The 17,252-nt window shown below is 65.4% G+C and carries 19 protein-coding genes; 7 read left to right on the top strand and 12 right to left on the bottom strand.

Annotated features, from left to right (window positions below; all coding sequences use genetic code 11):
* Positions 1-86 precede the first annotated feature (86 nt).
* On the top strand, positions 87-2,672 hold the full coding sequence (locus tag IVA79_RS27675; protein ID WP_247559081.1) for an EAL domain-containing protein: 2,586 nt from the start codon (positions 87-89) through the stop codon (positions 2,670-2,672).
* Between the two features lie 11 nt (positions 2,673-2,683).
* Here IVA79_RS27675 and IVA79_RS27670 read toward each other — a convergent pair whose 3' ends face one another.
* From IVA79_RS27670 to IVA79_RS27660, 3 genes are all read right to left on the bottom strand, one after another.
* Entirely contained in the window at positions 2,684-2,905 is a 222-nt protein-coding gene (locus tag IVA79_RS27670; protein ID WP_247558989.1) for a hypothetical protein, read from the bottom strand.
* Between the two features lie 49 nt (positions 2,906-2,954).
* A complete protein-coding gene (locus IVA79_RS27665) occupies positions 2,955-3,197 on the bottom strand; it encodes a transcriptional regulator (RefSeq protein WP_247558987.1) in 243 nt (80 codons plus the stop codon).
* Positions 3,198-3,294: 97 nt separating this feature from the next.
* Positions 3,295-3,504 (bottom strand): cold-shock protein, encoded by a 210-nt coding sequence (locus tag IVA79_RS27660; protein WP_247558984.1) that lies wholly within the window; start codon positions 3,502-3,504, stop codon positions 3,295-3,297.
* A gap of 428 nt (positions 3,505-3,932) precedes the next feature.
* On the opposite strand from IVA79_RS27660, the gene rpsU reads away from it, so the two are divergent.
* Positions 3,933-4,208 carry a 30S ribosomal protein S21 gene (gene rpsU / locus IVA79_RS27655; protein WP_212308538.1) on the top strand — a complete coding sequence of 92 codons (276 nt, stop codon included), beginning with the start codon at positions 3,933-3,935 and terminating at the stop codon, positions 4,206-4,208.
* 88 nt (positions 4,209-4,296) lie between these two features.
* Here the strand turns inward: rpsU and IVA79_RS27650 are convergent, their stop codons facing one another.
* The 3 genes from IVA79_RS27650 to IVA79_RS27640 all read right to left on the bottom strand — a co-directional run bounded on the left by IVA79_RS27650 (position 4,297) and on the right by IVA79_RS27640 (position 5,250).
* Positions 4,297-4,575, bottom strand: a complete 279-nt coding sequence (locus IVA79_RS27650; RefSeq protein ID WP_247558982.1) for a DUF1488 domain-containing protein — start codon at positions 4,573-4,575, stop codon at positions 4,297-4,299.
* A 119-nt stretch (positions 4,576-4,694) separates the two neighbouring features.
* Positions 4,695-4,991: a hypothetical protein gene (locus IVA79_RS27645; protein ID WP_247558980.1), complete on the bottom strand. Its 297-nt coding sequence runs from the start codon at positions 4,989-4,991 to the stop codon at positions 4,695-4,697.
* Complete coding sequence (locus IVA79_RS27640; protein ID WP_247006679.1) at positions 4,984-5,250, bottom strand: hypothetical protein; 267 nt, start codon at positions 5,248-5,250, stop codon at positions 4,984-4,986. The genes IVA79_RS27645 and IVA79_RS27640 overlap by 8 nt, the downstream gene beginning before the upstream one ends.
* A 351-nt stretch (positions 5,251-5,601) precedes the next feature.
* On the opposite strand from IVA79_RS27640, the gene IVA79_RS27635 reads away from it, so the two are divergent.
* On the top strand, positions 5,602-5,946 hold the full coding sequence (locus IVA79_RS27635; RefSeq protein ID WP_247558978.1) for a hypothetical protein: 345 nt from the start codon (positions 5,602-5,604) through the stop codon (positions 5,944-5,946).
* A 90-nt stretch (positions 5,947-6,036) separates the two neighbouring features.
* Here IVA79_RS27635 and IVA79_RS27630 read toward each other — a convergent pair whose 3' ends face one another.
* Positions 6,037-6,660, bottom strand: a complete 624-nt coding sequence (locus IVA79_RS27630; protein ID WP_247558976.1) for a TetR/AcrR family transcriptional regulator — start codon at positions 6,658-6,660, stop codon at positions 6,037-6,039.
* 130 nt (positions 6,661-6,790) lie between these two features.
* Here IVA79_RS27630 and IVA79_RS27625 point away from each other — a divergent pair, with 130 nt between their 5' ends.
* The 4 genes from IVA79_RS27625 to IVA79_RS27610 all read left to right on the top strand — a co-directional run bounded on the left by IVA79_RS27625 (position 6,791) and on the right by IVA79_RS27610 (position 13,567).
* Entirely contained in the window at positions 6,791-8,023 is a 1,233-nt protein-coding gene (locus tag IVA79_RS27625) for a cytochrome P450 (RefSeq protein ID WP_247558974.1), read from the top strand.
* A gap of 143 nt (positions 8,024-8,166) precedes the next feature.
* Positions 8,167-11,784 carry an AsmA-like C-terminal region-containing protein gene (locus tag IVA79_RS27620; protein ID WP_247558972.1) on the top strand — a complete coding sequence of 1,206 codons (3,618 nt, stop codon included), beginning with the start codon at positions 8,167-8,169 and terminating at the stop codon, positions 11,782-11,784.
* Between the two features lie 387 nt (positions 11,785-12,171).
* Positions 12,172-13,296, top strand: a complete 1,125-nt coding sequence (locus IVA79_RS27615; protein ID WP_247558970.1) for a DUF2336 domain-containing protein — start codon at positions 12,172-12,174, stop codon at positions 13,294-13,296.
* A 28-nt stretch (positions 13,297-13,324) separates the two neighbouring features.
* The gene (locus IVA79_RS27610) at positions 13,325-13,567 is read left to right on the top strand and encodes a hypothetical protein (RefSeq protein ID WP_246929991.1); all 243 of its coding nucleotides are present in this window, start codon (positions 13,325-13,327) and stop codon (positions 13,565-13,567) included.
* A 128-nt stretch (positions 13,568-13,695) separates the two neighbouring features.
* Here the strand turns inward: IVA79_RS27610 and IVA79_RS27605 are convergent, their stop codons facing one another.
* The 5 genes from IVA79_RS27605 to IVA79_RS27585 form a co-directional block, all read right to left on the bottom strand.
* Positions 13,696-14,193, bottom strand: coding sequence for a GNAT family N-acetyltransferase (locus IVA79_RS27605; RefSeq protein WP_247558968.1), 498 nt, complete (start codon positions 14,191-14,193; stop codon positions 13,696-13,698).
* A 182-nt stretch (positions 14,194-14,375) separates the two neighbouring features.
* Positions 14,376-16,247: a ferrous iron transporter B gene (locus tag IVA79_RS27600; RefSeq protein WP_247558966.1), complete on the bottom strand. Its 1,872-nt coding sequence runs from the start codon at positions 16,245-16,247 to the stop codon at positions 14,376-14,378.
* 38 nt (positions 16,248-16,285) lie between these two features.
* Positions 16,286-16,561, bottom strand: a complete 276-nt coding sequence (locus IVA79_RS27595) for a FeoA family protein (protein WP_247558964.1) — start codon at positions 16,559-16,561, stop codon at positions 16,286-16,288.
* 114 nt (positions 16,562-16,675) lie between these two features.
* Positions 16,676-16,930, bottom strand: coding sequence for a ribbon-helix-helix domain-containing protein (locus IVA79_RS27590; protein WP_247558962.1), 255 nt, complete (start codon positions 16,928-16,930; stop codon positions 16,676-16,678).
* Positions 16,927-17,115: a DUF4169 family protein gene (locus tag IVA79_RS27585; protein WP_018640859.1), complete on the bottom strand. Its 189-nt coding sequence runs from the start codon at positions 17,113-17,115 to the stop codon at positions 16,927-16,929. The genes IVA79_RS27590 and IVA79_RS27585 overlap by 4 nt, the downstream gene beginning before the upstream one ends.
* Between the last annotated feature and the right edge of the window lie 137 nt (positions 17,116-17,252).

Raw genomic sequence — 17,252 nt, 5'->3', positions numbered from 1 at the left:
GGGATTGCAAAAACGTCTTGGACACCTTCGGGGCGTTAACGTCGGGCCATTGCCGTTTCTTCCCGATGTCCCCTCCGGTCCAAATGATGTCTGCCTCCGATTGCCTTGTGACGGAAATGCCGGACGTGCTGTTGGCTGCGCTGGAGCGCGCCGACGATGCCATCGTCATCGTCGACAGCGCGCGTCGCATCACGCATTTCAACGCCGGCGCGGAGCGGATCTGGAAGCTCGCGCGCACCGACGTGCTCGGCCGCGACGCGGCCATTCTCACGCTCAAATGCCTTCAGGCCGATCCGGTCGCGGAGTTCCGCGACGAGATCGGCCTCATGCGACGCGACGGCAGCCGGATCCGGGTGGCCTTCTCGCTTTCGTCCGTCGCAAGCGGCAGCGAGACCCATCATGTCGTGTTCGCGCGCGACGTTACCAGCGAAACGGAACGCCGCGCGCGGATCGCGCTGCTCGACGCCGTCTCGGACCAGACCAACCGCGCCGTGCTCATCACCGGCACCGAACTCGACATCCGCTACACCAATGCCGCGTTCAGCTCGCTGTTCGGCTATTCCGCCGCGGAAGCCGAGGGGCGGCGGGCGACCGACCTGCTGGCCGGCCGTCACACCAACCGCAAAGCGCTGACGAGGATCCGACGGCGCCTCATCAAGGGCGGTCCGGGCGGTGAAGCCGAGGTCCTGACCTATACCAAGGAGGGCGAGGAGATCTGGATCAGCGCCCGGATCGATGCCTTCCGCGACAGGAAGGGTCGGGTCAAGTACATCTTCGCGCTGCTCGATGACATCACCGAGACCAAGCAGCTGCGCTCGCTCCAGCAGCTCATCATGGGTGCACTCGCCGACGAGGTGCCGATCGGTGAGATCGCCGACCGGCTCTGTGGGCGCGTCGAGGAGATCGCGCCCGACGTCGTCTGTTCGCTGCTTCACGTCGATGCCGCGGGCCTGATCCACCCGCTCGGCGGTCCCAGCCTGCCCGAGGACTATTCCCGCGCATTGGACGGTGTTGCGATCGGCCCCGATGTCGGCTCCTGTGGCAGTGCCGCCTTCCATGGCGAACCGGTGCTGGCAACCGACCTCGAGACCGATCCCCGCTGGCAGCCTTACAAGGCGATGCCGCTGTCGATCGGCCTGCGTGCTTGCTGGTCGACCCCGGTCAAGGCCAAGGACGGCCGGGTCATCGCGACGTTCGCTTTCTACTATCGGGAACCCCGCGCGCCGAGCAATTGGCACCGGCGCATCGTCGAGGCTTGCGTCAATCTCGGTGCCTTCGCGATCGAGCGCAAGGAAGCGCGCGCCGAGATCGCGCGGCTCGCCTATCACGATATCCTCACCGGCCTGCCGAACCGCGCGCAGCTGCGGCACCTGATCACCACGGCGATCGATGCCTGCCCGACCGGCAGCCACATCGCCCTGGCCTTTCTCGACGTCGATCATTTCAAGGACGTCAACGATACGCTGGGTCACGCCGCGGGCGACGAGCTCTTGATCCAGCTCGCGCAACGCCTGCGCGAGCGGATCGGCCCTGAAGACATGCTGGGACGGCTCGGCGGCGACGAGTTCGTCATTCTGCTGCCGCAACGCAACGCGCAAGACGCCGAGCGCGTCGCGGCAGGGATCACCGAAGCGCTGGCCGCACCCTTGAGGCTCGGATCGAAGCTGATGCCGATGTCGGTCAGCATCGGCATCAGCCTCTATCCCGATCATGCCACCGACATCGACACGTTGATGCAGCAGGCCGACGCCGCCATGTACATGGCCAAGCAGGCCGGCCGCTCGACCCATCGCATTTTCAGTGCCGAGATGAACGGGCTCACCGAGCAGCGGCTGGCGCTGATCGCAGCGCTCCGCCGCGCCATCGCGGAAGGCGCGCTGAGCCTGAGTTATCAGCCGCAGATCCGCAGCTGCGACGGCGCCATCCACGGCGTCGAGGCGCTGTCGCGCTGGCGCGATGCCGTGCTCGGCGACGTCTCGCCGGCAAAGTTCATCCCGCTCGCCGAGGAGTGCGGCCTGATCGAGCAGATCGGCCTGTGGTCGGTGCGCGAGGCCTGCCGCCAGATGGCGAGCTGGCGCCGCGCCGGGCTCAACATTCCCAGCGTCTCGGTGAACCTGTCGCCGATCAATTTCCGTAACGTCACGCTGGCCGCGCGGCTCAAGGACATCCTCGCCGAATACGATCTGCCGGCGGACGCCCTGATGCTGGAGATCACCGAGGGCGCGTTCATGCAGGACGGCGTCGCGGCGCTGGAGACGATGAACGCGATCCGCGAGCTCGGTATCGGCCTCTCCGTGGACGATTTCGGCACCGGTTATTCGAGCCTCAGCCGGCTCGCGCATCTGCCGATCCGCGAACTGAAGATCGACCGCAGTTTCATGCGCGACATCGAGAAAGACGCGGGCGCGCTTGCCATCGCCACCGCCGTGGTGCGCGTCGGCCAGGGCCTTGGCATGACTGTCGTCGCCGAGGGCGTCGAGACCGAGGGCCAGCGCAGGACGCTGGCCGAGCTCGGCTGCGACGTCGTGCAAGGCTTCCTCTACGCCCCCGCGCTTTCCCCCGTCGCCTTCGAGCGCTGGCTGATCGAGCATTGCGCCGAGCAGGCGAGGGCGATGCTGGGGCGGGTCGATGTCAAAACGGTCGGTGGGGTTGCCGTGAAGCGGTCGGCGTAGTTCGTCTCCGACTAGATCATCGAAAGCACGACAATCCCGTCTTCGAGCTCGCCTGAAGCAAGGCGCGCCCGCGCCATGCGCTCGAACTCCGTTCGATGCTTCTGCAAATAGCTGAAGGCCTGCTTCTGCGTGTTGAATGTCGTGGCAAGCCGGCACATCTGCCGATCTGCGCCGGACGCGAGGAAGAAGGTGATGGTTCCGTGGTCTGGTTTGATTCTAGGCACGATCTGCACTCTCCGGCATGTGATCGGCCCCCCAATTTCGGTGGCGGTCTGAAGGCGACTATCGCGCCGGCTTCCGTGAGCGCTTCTTGAGGGCCGGTGCCGGCGAAGCGAGCCGAAGCGCTTCGTCAGCCGCTTCCTTGGCCTCGCGCGCCGCTCGCAGCCGCGCCATGTTCTTGCGAACCTCGATGGCCTGCCTTTCGGCATCGGCCAATGCCTGCGCTCCGTCTTCAGCGGCGAGGCGCCGACGATCGGACCGCGCGACGCTTTCAGGTGACGGCACTGCCGGTTTCTTGGTGCTCATCGTTCCCCCGGCTCCGAAAACGACTAAACCCGCTCAATCCTGGGATTGAGCGGGCAGGGCGACCGTTTCAGTACATCCGTGAAACGACGCCACGATATCAAGCCAGCGAGAGGTTCTCGGCGCTGACTTTGCCTCGCATCTTGTCGGTCTTGGTCTCGAAGTTGACCTTTTGGCCTTCTCCGAGACCTGCAAGACCAGCCCTTTCAACGGCGCTGATGTGAACGAACACATCGTTGCCACCGTCGTCCGGCTGAATGAAACCGAAGCCCTTTTGGCCATTGAACCACTTCACAGTACCTGTCGTCATCTTCTTCTCCAAAGCGCGCGAGCGCGTTCCGCGCGACAATCACGCGGCTATCGTCAACTTCGTCGATGTCTCTGGAAAAGGAGCCCGCGGGCGCATTCAACAAGGCACAGCGGCTAATCGAACGACCTCAATGTATACGACTTTCACGATTTTGCAAGGAGCCAGGCCAGTTTGTTTTGTGCGAGGCAGTTCTGCTGTTCCGATCGAGGTGCTTTGTGTCCATCGACCTGCAAGCGTTATCGATTGACAGCGCTTCACGACAGTGGTCACGTTTACGCCGCCAAGCTGCATCGCTGTGACAAGCAGATCAGCTCGTCCGAAGCCGCGACGAATGTCGCCGCTACCATCCTCAACAATCGCAACGAAGCTCCTGCGCAATTGGCTGCCTGCAGGACGTGTCGCATTCGCAGCCCAGCTCGGAGGATCAATTGCACGTACTCGTCAGAGATAACAATGTTGACCAGGCACTCCGCGTTCTCAAGAAGAAGATGCAGCGCGAGGGCGTTTTCCGGGAAATGAAGCAACGGCGTTCCTATGAAAAGCCGTCGGAGCGAAAGACCCGCGAGAAATCTGAAGCGATTCGTCGTGCCCGCAAGCTTGCCAGGAAGCAGGCGATCAGAGAGGGATTGCTGCCCGCGCCGCCGAAAAAGAAGCCCTTTGAACGCAAGCCGCCGTTGCCGGAGATCAAAGCACGGACGGAGTAGAGAAGACGTTGGTGCTGGCTGCGATCACGGACCGCGACGATGTCGGGTCCTTCTGCCATGCATCCGGCTGTCGCGGTGCTGCCGTCCCCTATGGCCTGAAATCGATGCCGCGTAGCACGATACCCGGCGGCGTGCCTTCGAACTCCGTCGCGCGATATTTGCTCGCCGCGCGCGCTTCGATGCGATCCCGCAGGCGGGTGAACTGGGCCTCCCGCTGTTCGGGCCGAACTTGCGGGCCGCGCTCGAGATAGTCCATCGCGGAGGTCGAGATCGCGCAGGGAACCTCCCTGGTTCCGTCATGCATCGAGAACCGGACGATCATCCGGTCGTATTCGTGGCTGATATAGCGTCCGCTGGTCAACGTCATGGCTTGCTCCGTTCTGTGATCGCCAGGCACGATCATGGCCTCAGATCACCGTCGGCGGCCGGCCGCCTGCTTTCCCGTCGCGTGGCACGTGTCGAGAATGCAGGCGGCGATCGTTCGCCTCAGCTCTCCCCCGACAGCCGGGCGAAATCGTCGAACAGCGCTGACACGAGCGCGCGGTGCCGCGTGTCCTCGGCGGGCAGGCTTGCGGCATAGAGGTTGAGCAAATGACGCGCCTTCACCGCGGCCTCCGGCCAGGACGCGGACGGCACCGTCATCATGCGGTGCTCGAGATCGGCTTCGCGCTCGCGCAGTTCCCTGACCTGGGCTTCGACGTCCGCCAGCGCGCGGCGCAGGTCGGTCGCCTTCTGTGCGGCCATGCCGCGGTGCTTGTCGAGATCAACCGGCTGGTCAGTCATTGGCGATGCTCGCGTCTGCGGCTTGCGCATTCGCCAGATCCACGGAGCCGATCGACAGCATCTCCATGGTGCCGCCCGCACCTTCGGCGGGCACGGTGATCATCGTGGCGATGCGGCGATAGGCGGCGAAGGTCAGACCCTCGATCGTCTCCTCGTCAGTGACGACCTCGTAGGCGCCGGCCGGCAAGACGCGATCGATGCCGCGGACGCGGAACGGATGCCTGAAGGTGACGGTTTCTCGCCGCGAGCGGATGGTCATGCAGCCTGCCTTTCGCAAGTGAAGCCCCAACCGGTGCCGGCCCCCAAACCATGCGCCTTTGGCACGGCGATAGCCAGCACTATCGTTACCGCATCGGCAAACAACGATGTCGCGGGGCAATAGTTGCCTGCGAGGGATTTAATGCTCGCTATTGGTTCGGCACGGGCGTAGCGTTGCTGCCATCACCGCACGTCTCAACGGCTTCGACCGGTGACTGAGGGTCGCGTGTGCTCCCGCCGAAGGCTTCGCAGGAGCGTTCGATGTCGCGTGTTCGCATCTCGGAATGGATCGTGCCGCCGGTGATCGTTCCGCTGTTTCTTCTGCTTCTCGTGTGCGGCGCGGCCATCCTGAATGGCTAGGCCGACACGCGTGCCATATCTGGTCAGCGGAACCAACGAATACGGCAGTTCCAATCTCGGCCGCGGCACCGCGACGGTCGCGCTGCGCCTCGCTCGAAAACTGCTGCGCGAAGGCTACATGGACGTCAGGGTCTGCACCCCGCGCGGACGGGTGCTCCAGCCGGATGAATTCGACCAACTCGAACCTACAGAGGAGAGCGACATGGCGAAGGGTCAGCAACGCGGCAATCGCGAAGCCAAGAAGCCGAAGAAAGACAAAGCCAAGGTGATCGCTGCGGCGCCGAGCCGCAAGGAAGCCGCCTGGCAGCCGGATTTCGGGCCTGCAAAGAAGAAGTAGCCGAGCCGACACCGGGCAGGCAGTGAAGGGATCCAAGGCAGCATCGACGCGTGAATCAATCGTCTCGCTTCGGAGCCACTTGACGATGCATCAGGCCTCTCCCTGATCGGACGCCAGTCCCGTCCTGCGCCGCAAATCGGTGATCGCGCGCAAAAAACTGTCGGCTGGCGTCGTCTCGGGATCGATCAGCCGGTGCAGGCGAAAACCGTCTTCGAGCGCGAGCACGATCGAGGCCATCCAGGGCGGGTTCAGCTTGTCGTTCCTGCCGTTGCCCTTCAAGGTCGCCTCGACGATGTCGGCGACCAGCTTGCGCCGCGCGCGCAGGCGTTTTGCGAGCTCGGGTCGGCGCTTCTCGGCGCGCGCGACGAACAGGATCATCTCCATGTGCAGCAGCGGTGAGCGGCCGAGCGGGTCCTGCCGGCTGCGGTCCATCGTCTTCAGCGCCGCGATGAAATCGTCGAGATTGTCGTGCTCGGCGAGGATGTCCATGTTGCGCCGGATCGACTGCTCGACATGGTCCTCGAGCATGGCGATGATCAGCTCGTCCTTGCTTCTGAAGTTCGAATAGAACGCGCCGCGGGTGAAGCCGGCCGCCGCGGCGATCGCCTCGATGCTGGCGCCGCCGATGCCGTCTTCCTCGAACACGCGCGCGGCCGCCTCGAACAGCCTGTCGCGCGTATCGTCCCTGGTCGGCCTGGTTCTCGCCCTTGACATCGGAGCAGGTTAGGGCAGAATGCAACTCGATACAACAATGTATCGAGTTGATAGTTCAGGGATGGTTACGCCGGGCAGTTGGGCTGCGATGGGCGTATTCGCGTCGTGCGGCAACCGATTTGAGGTCACCATGAACGAGCACGTGCAAGGCGCCGGCGGCGCACCGCTGTTCAACCCGCTGTCGCCGGACTTCATCCGCGATCCCTATCCGCACTATGACCGGCTGCGCACGGTCGATCCGGTCCACGTGACGCCGTTCGGCCAGTTCGTCACCAGCCGCCACGCCGATGTCAGCCTGGTGATGCGCGACAGGCGCTTCGGCAAGGATTTCGTCGAGCGCTCCAAGCGCCGCTACAGCGACAAGATCATGGACGAGCCGGTGTTCCGCAGCATGAGCCATTGGATGCTGCAAGCCGATCCGCCCGACCACACCCGCCTGCGCGGACTCGTCGTCAAGGCCTTCACCGCCCGCCGGGTCGAGGACATGCGCCCGCGCATCCAGGAGATCGTCGACCAGGCCATCGATGCGGTGATCGACCGCGGCCACATGGACCTGATCGAGAATTTCGCCTTCCGCCTGCCCGTCACCATCATCTGCGAGATGCTCGGCATCCCCGAGGATCATCGCGAGGTCTTCTACAAGAGCTCGCGCGACGGCGGGCGGCTGCTCGACCCCGTGCCCTTGTCTGCCGACGAGATCAAGAAGGGCAACGAGGGCAACCTGATGGCGCAGATGTATTTCCAGCAGCTGTTCGAGCTGCGCCGCAAGAATCCCGGAGACGATCTCACCACCCAGCTCGTGCAGGCCGAGGAGGACGGCAACAAGCTCACCAACGAGGAGTTGACCGCCAACATCATCCTGCTGTTCGGCGCCGGCCACGAGACCACCGTCAACCTGATCGGCAACGGCCTGCTCGCGCTTCACCGCAATCCGGACCAGCTTGCACTGCTCAAGGCGCGGCCCGAGCTGATGGTAGGCGCGATCGAGGAGTTCCTGCGCTACGATTCCTCGGTACAGATGACCGGACGCGTCGCGCTGGAGGATATCGACGATCTCGGCGGCAAGAGGATCCCCAAGGGCGAGACCGTGCTGTGCCTGCTCGGCTCGGCCAACCGCGATCCGGCAGTCTATCCTGACCGGCCGGACCGGCTGGACGTCACCCGTCAGAACGTGAAGCCGCTGTCGTTCGGCGGCGGCATTCATTTCTGCCTGGGCGCCCAATTGGCGCGCATTGAGGCCGAGATCGCCATGGCCACGCTGCTGCGGCGGCTGCCCGATCTGCGAATCGACGACGTCGAAAACCCGGAATGGCGGCCGACCTTCGTGCTGCGCGGCCTCAAGCGGCTGCCGGCGAGCTGGTGAGGCGGCCCGGCGGTTAACCTCCGCGCGCAACAGTCGCTGTGACTTCGCCACACTTCCCCCTATATAAGGGGCTGTTCCGGCACGCCTGAAGTCCACTAAGGCCAGGGTTTGGTCCGGGTGTCGGTTTGGCCGAGGGGAGACCCGTGCAGACGACGCTGCTCGGATTGGCGATTGCCTTCATCATTGCGCTGCTGGCCGCGCTGATCGGGCCTTACTACGTCGACTGGAACCAGTTCAGGCCCCAGTTCGAGGCGGAGGCTGGCAAGATCATCGGCGTGCCGGTGCGGGTCGCGGGCGAGCTCGACGCGCGGCTGTTGCCGGCGCCGACGCTGCGGCTGCGCTCGGTCACCTTCGGCGGCAACAACGATCTCGGCCGCCTGCGCGCCGACAAGCTCGACGTCGAGTTCAGCCTCAGCTCGCTGATGCGCGGCGAATGGCGCGCCACCGAGCTTTCGGTGGGCGGCATGGCGGTCGATCTCGGCCTCGACGCGAGGGGACGGGTCGATTTGCCCTCCGCCGCGAACGGCACCTTCAATCTGGCATCCCTTGCCATCGAGCGGCTCAATCTCACCGGCCGCATTGCCCTGCACGATGCCGCCAGCCGCTCGACGTTGGAGCTGAACGACATCGCTTTCTCCGGCGACGTCCGCTCGCTCGCGGGCTCGGTGCGCGGCGACGGGCGCTTCACCGCGGCCGGGGTGCGCTATCCGTTCCGGGTCTCCTCCGGCCCGAGCGCCGACGGCAACGCCACGCGTTTGCATCTCAACATCGATCCCGGCGAGCGTGCCATCCTCGCCGATCTCGAAGGCGTGCTCGCCTTCGACAATCGCCTGCCGAAATTCGAGGGCACGCTGACGCTGGCCGTACCGCCGGCCAAGAAGTCGGGCGAGGCGGGGCCAACGCCCTGGAAGCTCACGACCAAGCTGAAGGCGGATCCGGCCGGGGCCAAGTTCGAGCAGATCGACGCGAGCTTCGGCACCGAAGACACCGCGCTGAAGCTCGGCGGCGTCGGCGATCTCAAATTCGGCGCTTCGCCGCTGCTGCGCGCGGTGCTGTCGGCGCGTCAGGTCGATGTCGACAAGCTCGCGGCCAAGGGCGATGCCGAGCCGCTCCGCATCCTGCCGGCGCTGCGTGCAGGGCTCGCCGCAATTCCGCAGGCGCCGATCCCGGCGCAGATCGAGTTCAACTCCGACCAGATCATGCTCGGCGGCCGCCCGCTGCAGAACATCACGGCCGAGCTTCAGACCGACGGACGATCCTGGACGTTCCAGCGGCTCGAGCTGCGTGCGCCTGGCATGACGCAGCTCTCGCTCAACGGTGCGACGCCCGGCGCCGACAGTTTCAGCGGCCGTCTCAGCGTCGAATCATCCGACCCGGATACGCTGACGGCCTGGCTGCAGGGCCGCAGCGAGGTCAACCGCCGCAGCACGCGGCCGCTGCGCCTCGCCGGCGACGTGACGATCGCCGCCAACCATCTCGCCATCGACAGGCTGAAGGCCGACATTGAAGGCGGCACCGTGCAAGGCCGCATCGCCTTCGTGCAAACAGGCGCGAGCAACGGCTCGCGGATCGACGCCGAGTTGAAGGCCGACCGGCTCGACCTCGACGCCGCCGCAAGTTTCGTCCGCGCGCTGGCCGGACCGCAGGGCGAGTGGCCGGAGGAGGCAAGGCTCTCGCTCGATATCGGCCGCGCGATCTCCGCCGGCCAGGAGCTGCGGCCGTTCGCTGCGAAGCTTGCTTACGGCCCGGCATCGCTGTCGCTGGAGCAGTTGCGCTTCGGGCAGGCCAGCGGCGTGACCACCGAGGCCAGCGGCAGCTTCGACGGCACCAAAGCCACCGGCAAGCTCGCGCTGAAATCCTCGGCCAATTCGCTGCGCGAGCTCACCGCGCTGATCGAGCCGTTTGCACCTGCGGTGCGCGCGCGCTTCGATGCCATTCCGGCACTACCGGGCGCGACCCGTCTCAAGCTCGATCTCAGCCTCGACAAGAATGCCGAGCATGCCGATCGCAGCAATGCCCGCGCCGTGCTCGAGCTCGACGCGCCGCAGCTCAAGGCGACCACGACGCTGGCCGCGCAACTGCCGGCCGCCGCCATCGGCGGCATCGATCTCGACCGCCTGCGGAGCAGCGATTTCACGCTGGATTCGAAAGTCTCGACGCCGCAGGCCGGCGCGCTGCTGGCGCTGCTCGGGCTTGATCGCGTGGTGGCCGCAGGCGAGGGCGCTTCGCAATTCGAGGGCAAGCTAAACGGCGCCTGGCGGCGGCCGCTGCAGTTGAACGCAAAGCTCAGCGGTGGCGGTCTTGATGCCGATGCGCAGGGCAGCGTCGAATTGTCGGAGCCGAAAGGCAGCGTGAACCTGCGCGTGCGCAACGCCAATCTGGCCCCGCTGCTCGGGATCAGCCCGACCGACAAATCGGCGCAGAACGTCAGCCTGTCCTCCCGCCTCACGCTGACGGGCAATCGCCTGACCTTCGACGATCTCGACGGCAATGCGGTCGGCTCGCATCTGCGCGGCCATCTGGCGGTGACGCTGGATCCGGAGAAGAGCCTCGACGGCGAAGTCGGTCTCGATACGCTCGATCTTGCGCCGGCGCTCGCGATGGCGATCGGCGCGGCCGGGCACGATACGGGCGACCCGCTGAGCGCAGGGCTCATCACGGGCTGGCGCGGCCGGATCGCGTTCCAGGCGTTGCGCGGGACGTTGCCCGGCGGCATCGAGCTGCGCGCCTTCGGCGGCACGATCCGCAGCGACGGCCAGTCGCTCGCGCTCGATGCGCTGAAAGGCGGCGTCGGCGGCGGCGAGATGTCGGCGAACTTTGACGCCCGTAATGGCGCGGGTGGTGTTGCATTGAATGCGCGCGTCGAGCTCGGCAATGTCGATGCGGCGGCGCTGCGCTACCGCGACCTCGCGCTGCCGAAGGGGCGCGTCTCGGTGCAGATGGCGCTGACCAGCCAGGGCCGCAGCGTCGCCGCCCTCACCGGCGCGCTCGCCGGCAACGGTACGGTGACCCTGAACTCCGCAGAAATCAGCGGGCTCAATCCGCGCGCATTCGAGATCGCGATCCGCGCCAGCGACGGCGGTCAGGTTTCCGACGACAACCGCTTGCGGCAGCTGGTCGAGCCCGCCCTTGCCGCCGCACCGATCGCGGTCGCCTCGGCGCAAATCCCGTTCACGATCCGCGACGGGCGCTTACGCGTCGGCGCGACGCCGCTGGAAGCGAAGAACGCCCGCGCCATCGTCTCCGGCGGCTACGACATTCCGGCCGACCAGGCCGACATCCGCGCCAGCCTGACGCCGATCATGACCGGCCTTTCCGGCGCCCCACCCGAGATCCAGTTGTTCGCGGCGGGACCTCCCGACAAGCTCAATCGCACCATCGATCTTGCGGCGCTGTCCTCGTGGCTTGCGGTGCGCACGATCGACCGCGAGACGCGCCGGCTCGATGCCATCGAGCGCGGCGAGCCGCCACCGGCGACCGCAGCGCTGCCGACGCTGGTGTCTCCGGATGCCGCGCCCGAGCAGGGGCCGGCCAACGTGCCGCTGCCGGGCCAGGATCCGCGCCGCGCGCCCGCGAAGTCGAAAGCAGCGCCGACGCCGAAGGCTCCACAGGCCGCTCCCGCCGTACCGAGCCCACCGCTCGCGAGCCAGCAGCAGCTTGCGCCGCTGCCCCCTGCCATCGACGTGAAACCTGCCCCGGGCCCGCCGCCCGCAAAGCCCAAGCCAAAGCCGCCGCTGGTGCTGACGCCACAGAATCCGTGAGGGCGACGCTGCTCGCGGCTAGGCTCGGTTCACCTCTCCCCAGCGGGGAGAGGTCGGATTGCTATGGCGCGCAATTGCGCGCCCGAGCAATCCGGGTGAGGGGCCGCGGCATTAGGTCGGACCGTACCCCCTCACCCGGATCGCATCTTTCGATGCGATCCGACCTCTCCCTACGGGAGAGGTGAGCAGCACCTCCCGCGCAGCGTCTTTCGCGCTCCTTAGCCCATCCCCTCGCATTTGAATGAATTTTGCCCGGCAAAACTGATTTGCCGATTTTACTGAATTCTCGCGTTTCATCTCTAGCGTCGGTTTCCAGAGGAATTCGGCGTCGCGCCAAGTGAGGCGCAACGGTTCGCAAAAGAACGACCAAGAACTGGGGTGATCGAGATGAACGGGGCGAAATCGCTTCTGCAGGATCTGGACGACGCGATCGCGCGCGGCACCGACGAAAGCCGGGCAAAGGCGTTGTGGCATGCGACCGACATTCTGATCACCGGCCGCTACAGCGACGACGAGATCAGCATGTTCGGCGAGGTCATCGGCCGGCTCGCCGAGGAAATCGAAGTCGCCGCGCGGGCGCAGCTCTCCGATGTGATGTCGGCGTGCGATCATGCCCCGATCAACGTCATCGAAAAGCTCGCCCTCGACGACGAGATCGAGGTCGCCGGTCCCGTGCTGCGCGACTCCAACCGCATCGACGAGAAGATGCTGGTCGAGAGCGCCATGACCAAGGGCCAGTCGCATCTGCTCGCGATCGCGCAGCGCAAGTCGATCGGCGAGGCCGTGACCGACGTGCTGGTCAAGCGCGGCAACCAGGAGGTCGTGACGTCGGTCGCGAAGAACGAGGGCGCGCGCTTCTCCGGCTCCGGCCTGTTGCACATGGTCCGCCGCGCCGAGGGCGATTCGATCCTCGCCGAGCAGCTCGGCCTGCGCAAGGACGTGCCGCGCCACATTTTCCAGCAGCTGATCTCGAAGGCCTCGGAAGACGTCCGCCGCCGCCTCGAGTCCGAGCGGCCCGAGATGATGGCGCAGATCCAGAGCTCGGTGACCGAGGTCACCGGCGATCTCCAGTCCAAGTTCGGTCCGTCCTCGCGCAGCTATTTCGTCGCCAAGCGCGTGGTCACGACGCAATACCGCCAGGGCAATCTCAACCAGGATTCGATTTCGAACTATGCGCGCCAGCACCGCTTCGACGAGGTGCAGATCGGCCTGTCGCTGCTGTCCTCGCTCCCGGTCGACGTGATCGAGCGCGCGCTGATGGACCGCAACCGCGAGATGATCCTGGTGCTCTGCAAGGCGCTCGACTTCTCCTGGGATACGACGATGTCGCTGCTGTTCCTCGGCGCCAAGGATCATCTGATCACGGCGCGCGAGCTCCAGGACAATGAGCGCGAGTACGGCCGGCTCAAGATCGAGACCTCGCGCAGCATTCTGAAGTTCTACCAGTCGCGCAAGAATAGCGCGGGTGCCGATTCCGCTCAGGGCCGTCAGCCCGAGCTTCAGGTCCACTGAGCGGGAATTCGAGAGGGGAGTGTTTGCAATGTTGCCTCAATTCGGCACCGCCGTTCGCAAGAAGAACCTCAACAGTGCCGTCACCGCCGATATCGGCGGCGGAGCACCGGACAAGGCGTCGGTGGACGCGGCCTGGCTCGTGCTGGAAGCCGCCAATGATCTCGGCGACCACGCCGCGATCGAAGCCTGCCGCCGCGTCATCGACGCCGAGCTGAACGGCACGGTCGCCGGCGGTTCGGACATCGATCTCGTGCTGGGATATTTCAGGTAAGACCCGACCGTAGCGTCGGTGGCGGCTGCGTCGACGACGTCATTGCGAGCGTGGCGAAGCAATCCAGAATCTTTCAGCAGCAGTCGCGATTCTTCGCTGCGCTCGCGATGACAGGCGGTTGTCCTTGCTCACCGCCGCTTGCGGTAGATTACGACGTCCTCTCCGTGACGGTTCGTGCTCCGCTCGAGGAGATAGCTTGATCTCTCCAGCACGCGGCGGGAGGCATCGTTCCCGACCTTCACGATGCCGATGAGAGATGGCAGCCCGAAATGCGACAGCCCGATATCCGTCATCGCGGCCGCGATCTCGCTTGCAAATCCCTGGCCCCAGAATTCGCGTTTGAACGCGTAGAAGATCTCGATCTCGTCGACGTCGTCGACGAGGAGGTGCCGGAGTCCCGCGCGCCCGACGAACGCGCCGTCCTTCGTCCGCAACGTCCAAAGTCCGAAGCCGTGCTGATCCCAATGCGCCATGTTGACGTCGAGGTAAGACTTCGTTCTCTCCGCCGATCGGACGCCGCCGATATAGCGCGACACTTCGGGATCCAGATGCAGTGCGACGAGGTCGGCGAGGTGGTCTTCGTTCAATCGATCGGCGGTCAATCGGACGGTGCTGAAATGGTCCACAGAACACCGCCTCCGTGACGGGCCGTCGATGCGGTTGCTCACGACAATGCCGGTGTTTCGCCCGATGGGTCAACCGGCGCGTGGGCTACGGTCGGACGATTTTCGCGCTCGCGTAAGTCGTTGATTTTACAACTCGCGTCTACTGTGCATGGGGTTGTTTTCGCAGTTTGGATTTGAGGGGCCTATCCCGCCCCGAGCGCCACCGCGACGTTGTACGTCAGAAGGCTCGCCGCATAGGCCAGCACCAGCATGTAGAAGAAGGTCACGGCCATCCAGGTCCAGCTTCCGGTCTCGCGCCGGATCACGGCCAGCGTCGAGGCGCATTGCGGGGCGAAGATGTACCAGGCCAGCATCGACAGGGCGGTGGCGAGCGACCATTTCGTCGCCAGCACCTGGCCGATCTGCTCGGCCGCTTCCTTGCCGCCTTCGATCGCATAGACGGTGCCGAGCGCCGCAACCGCGACCTCGCGCGCCGCCATGCCCGGGATCAGCGCCACCGCGATCTGCCAGTTGAAGCCGACCGGGGCGAGCAGCGGCTCGAGCGCCTTGCCGATCATCGCAGCCAGGCTGAAGTCGATGGCGGGCTCGGTCGCGCCTGCCGGCGGCTGCGGGAACGAGGCCAGGAACCAGATCAGCACCATCATCGAGAAGATCGTGGTGCCGGCGCGCACCAGGAACATCTTGGCGCGGGTGTAGATGCCGATCGCGATCGATTTCAGCCGCGGCATCTTGTAGTCCGGCAGCTCCAGCATGAACGGCGCCGGCGCATAGTCGCGCAGCATGAAGAATTTGATGAGGAACGAGACCACGAGCGCGCTGGTGATGCCGGCAACATAGAGGCCGAACATCACGAGGCCCTGCAGGTTGATGAAACCCCAGACGTCCCTGGCCGGAATGAATGCGGAGATGATCAGCGTGTAGACCGGAATGCGCGCCGAGCAGGTCATCAGCGGCGCGATCAGGATCGTGGTCAGCCGGTCGCGCTTGTTGTCGATGACGCGCGTCGCCATGATGCCGGGAATGGCGCAGGCAAAGCTCGACAGCAGCGGAATGAAGGCGCGGCCGTGCAGGCCGGCGCCGCCCATGATGCGGTCCATCAGGAACGCGGCGCGCGCCATGTAGCCGAAATCTTCCAGGAGCAGGATGAACAGGAAGATGAGGATGATCTGCGGCAGGAACACGATGACGCTGCCGACACCCGAGATCACGCCGTTCTGCAGGAAGCTCTGCAACAGGCCGTCGGGCAGGGTGGCCTGCACGAATTCCCCGAACGCGTCGAAGCCGGACTTGAGCAGGTCCATGGCCGGCTGCGCCCAGGCGAACACCGCCTGGAACATCACGAACAGGATCAGGGTCAGCACGATGAGGCCGCCGACGGGATGCAGCACGACCGCGTCGATCCGCGCGGTCCAGGTGTCGGGCCTGGCAGGCAGGCTGACGCAATCGGCGATGATGCGGTCGGCCTCGCGCTGGGTCGCGCGCAATTCGGAGACACTGAGCGCGCGCCAGCTGTTCGCCTCCGCCTCGGCAGCGAGTCTTGCCGAGATCTCGTCGGTCAGTTTCAAGAGGTCGGCGGTGCCGCCCTTTCGCACCGCGATCGAGGTGACCACGGGCAGGCCGAGCTCCTTGGCGAGCCGCTCGACGTCGACGGTGATGCCGCGGCGGGCGGCGATGTCGAACATGTTGAGCACCAGGACCATCGGCCGGCCCGTGCGCTTGAGCTCGAGCAGCAGGCGGATGGTCAGCCGCAGATTGGTGGAGTCGGCGACGCAGAGCACGAGATCGGGCACGGTCTCGCCGGAGGCCTTGCCGAGCACGAAGTCGCGGGTGATCTCCTCGTCCGGGCTGCGGCCGCGCAGCGAATAGGTGCCGGGCAGGTCGACCACCGAGACCTGGCGTCCCTGGGGCGTGACGAAGAAGCCTTCCTTGCGCTCGACGGTGACGCCGGGATAGTTCGCGACCTTCTGCCGGCTGCCGGTCAGGGCGTTGAACAGCGAGGTCTTGCCGCTGTTCGGCGTGCCCACCAGGGCGAGATGCAGCAGGGGTAATTCCATGGAATCAATGGTCCGGGATCAGAGGTCCGGTCGCGGTCTTAGGCGACGATGATGGCCATGGCTTCGCGGCGGCGGACCGCGATCGTGATGCTGTCGACCCGCACGGCGATCGGGTCACGCCCGACCAGCCCTTCGTGCAGGACCTCGACCCGGGCGCCCTCGACGAAGCCGAGCTCGATCAGGCGGCTCTCGAGCTCGATGTCCGACAGCGCCGAGCCCGCCTCGCGAGCCGAAAGATGCTGGATGACGCCGGTATAGCCGCGCTGGGCCAGACCCAGCGGCATATGGGGACGCGTGTCATTGGTGTTGGTCATGCCCTGTATTTTCAATGCAGGGCAGTGAGGTCAAGCGCGCCGGTTGGCCGAAGCTGCACCTTAGAGTGATTTTAAAGTGCAGACCGTCGGGCGCCTGGGAAAACGCCCCGGCGGCTACTGGGCGGGGACCTTGTTGTCCGGCTGGGCGGCCATGGCCCGGCTCTTGAAGTAATCCAGGACGAACAGACGGATCGCCGACGACAGATTGCCCTGCTGGCGATTGTTATCGATCTCGCCGACCAGCTCGGACAACGTCATGTTGCGCAGGCCGGAAATCTCCTTCATGCCGGTCCAGAACGCTTCTTCCAGGCTGACGCTGGTCTTGTGCCCGGCAACGACGATCGACCGTTTCACGACGGGCGACTTCATGGCTGCTCCTCGCGATCGATCTGATGCTGATCCAGGTGCGCCTTCGCCTTGTCCGCGCGCGTCTCCTCCGCCGACCGTTCCGCCTTCGTGCGGCCGAACTTCGTCCGGTTGGCGTCCGCCTGTTTCGCCGAGGCTTCCCGCTCGGCGCGCTTCCTGAAGCGATTCAGGTTGATGACGTTCCCCATGCCGCGTCTCCATCATCCGATCCTCTTCAGGCTGGATGAAACATTCAGAAACAGGGTGCCGCTTTGCGCCCCACAAGACTTGATCGCCATTCGCTCGTCCTCGTCAATCGGCCTCTGGGGCCATCAAACGATGAATT

It is taken from the genome of Bradyrhizobium sp. 138, assembly GCF_023074075.1.
Taxonomy (GTDB): domain Bacteria; phylum Pseudomonadota; class Alphaproteobacteria; order Rhizobiales; family Xanthobacteraceae; genus Bradyrhizobium.
Note: the sequence above shows the minus strand (reverse complement) of the source record. Positions and strands in the feature narration are given on the sequence as shown.

What these genes read in the sequence shown, in the direction of transcription:
- IVA79_RS27675 (WP_247559081.1), top strand. Translation starts at nt 87, where the DNA reads ATGTCTGCCTCCGATTGCCTTGTGACGGAAATGCCGGACGTGCTGTTG.
- IVA79_RS27665 (WP_247558987.1), bottom strand. Translation starts at nt 3,197, where the DNA reads ATGAGCACCAAGAAACCGGCAGTGCCGTCACCTGAAAGCGTCGCGCGG.
- IVA79_RS27660 (WP_247558984.1), bottom strand. Translation starts at nt 3,504, where the DNA reads ATGACGACAGGTACTGTGAAGTGGTTCAATGGCCAAAAGGGCTTCGGT.
- IVA79_RS27650 (WP_247558982.1), bottom strand. Translation starts at nt 4,575, where the DNA reads ATGACGTTGACCAGCGGACGCTATATCAGCCACGAATACGACCGGATG.
- IVA79_RS27645 (WP_247558980.1), bottom strand. Translation starts at nt 4,991, where the DNA reads ATGACTGACCAGCCGGTTGATCTCGACAAGCACCGCGGCATGGCCGCA.
- IVA79_RS27640 (WP_247006679.1), bottom strand. Translation starts at nt 5,250, where the DNA reads ATGACCATCCGCTCGCGGCGAGAAACCGTCACCTTCAGGCATCCGTTC.
- IVA79_RS27635 (WP_247558978.1), top strand. Translation starts at nt 5,602, where the DNA reads ATGGCTAGGCCGACACGCGTGCCATATCTGGTCAGCGGAACCAACGAA.
- IVA79_RS27630 (WP_247558976.1), bottom strand. Translation starts at nt 6,660, where the DNA reads ATGTCAAGGGCGAGAACCAGGCCGACCAGGGACGATACGCGCGACAGG.
- IVA79_RS27625 (WP_247558974.1), top strand. Translation starts at nt 6,791, where the DNA reads ATGAACGAGCACGTGCAAGGCGCCGGCGGCGCACCGCTGTTCAACCCG.
- IVA79_RS27615 (WP_247558970.1), top strand. Translation starts at nt 12,172, where the DNA reads ATGAACGGGGCGAAATCGCTTCTGCAGGATCTGGACGACGCGATCGCG.
- IVA79_RS27610 (WP_246929991.1), top strand. Translation starts at nt 13,325, where the DNA reads ATGTTGCCTCAATTCGGCACCGCCGTTCGCAAGAAGAACCTCAACAGT.
- IVA79_RS27600 (WP_247558966.1), bottom strand. Translation starts at nt 16,247, where the DNA reads ATGGAATTACCCCTGCTGCATCTCGCCCTGGTGGGCACGCCGAACAGC.
- IVA79_RS27595 (WP_247558964.1), bottom strand. Translation starts at nt 16,561, where the DNA reads ATGACCAACACCAATGACACGCGTCCCCATATGCCGCTGGGTCTGGCC.
- IVA79_RS27590 (WP_247558962.1), bottom strand. Translation starts at nt 16,930, where the DNA reads ATGAAGTCGCCCGTCGTGAAACGGTCGATCGTCGTTGCCGGGCACAAG.
- IVA79_RS27585 (WP_018640859.1), bottom strand. Translation starts at nt 17,115, where the DNA reads ATGGGGAACGTCATCAACCTGAATCGCTTCAGGAAGCGCGCCGAGCGG.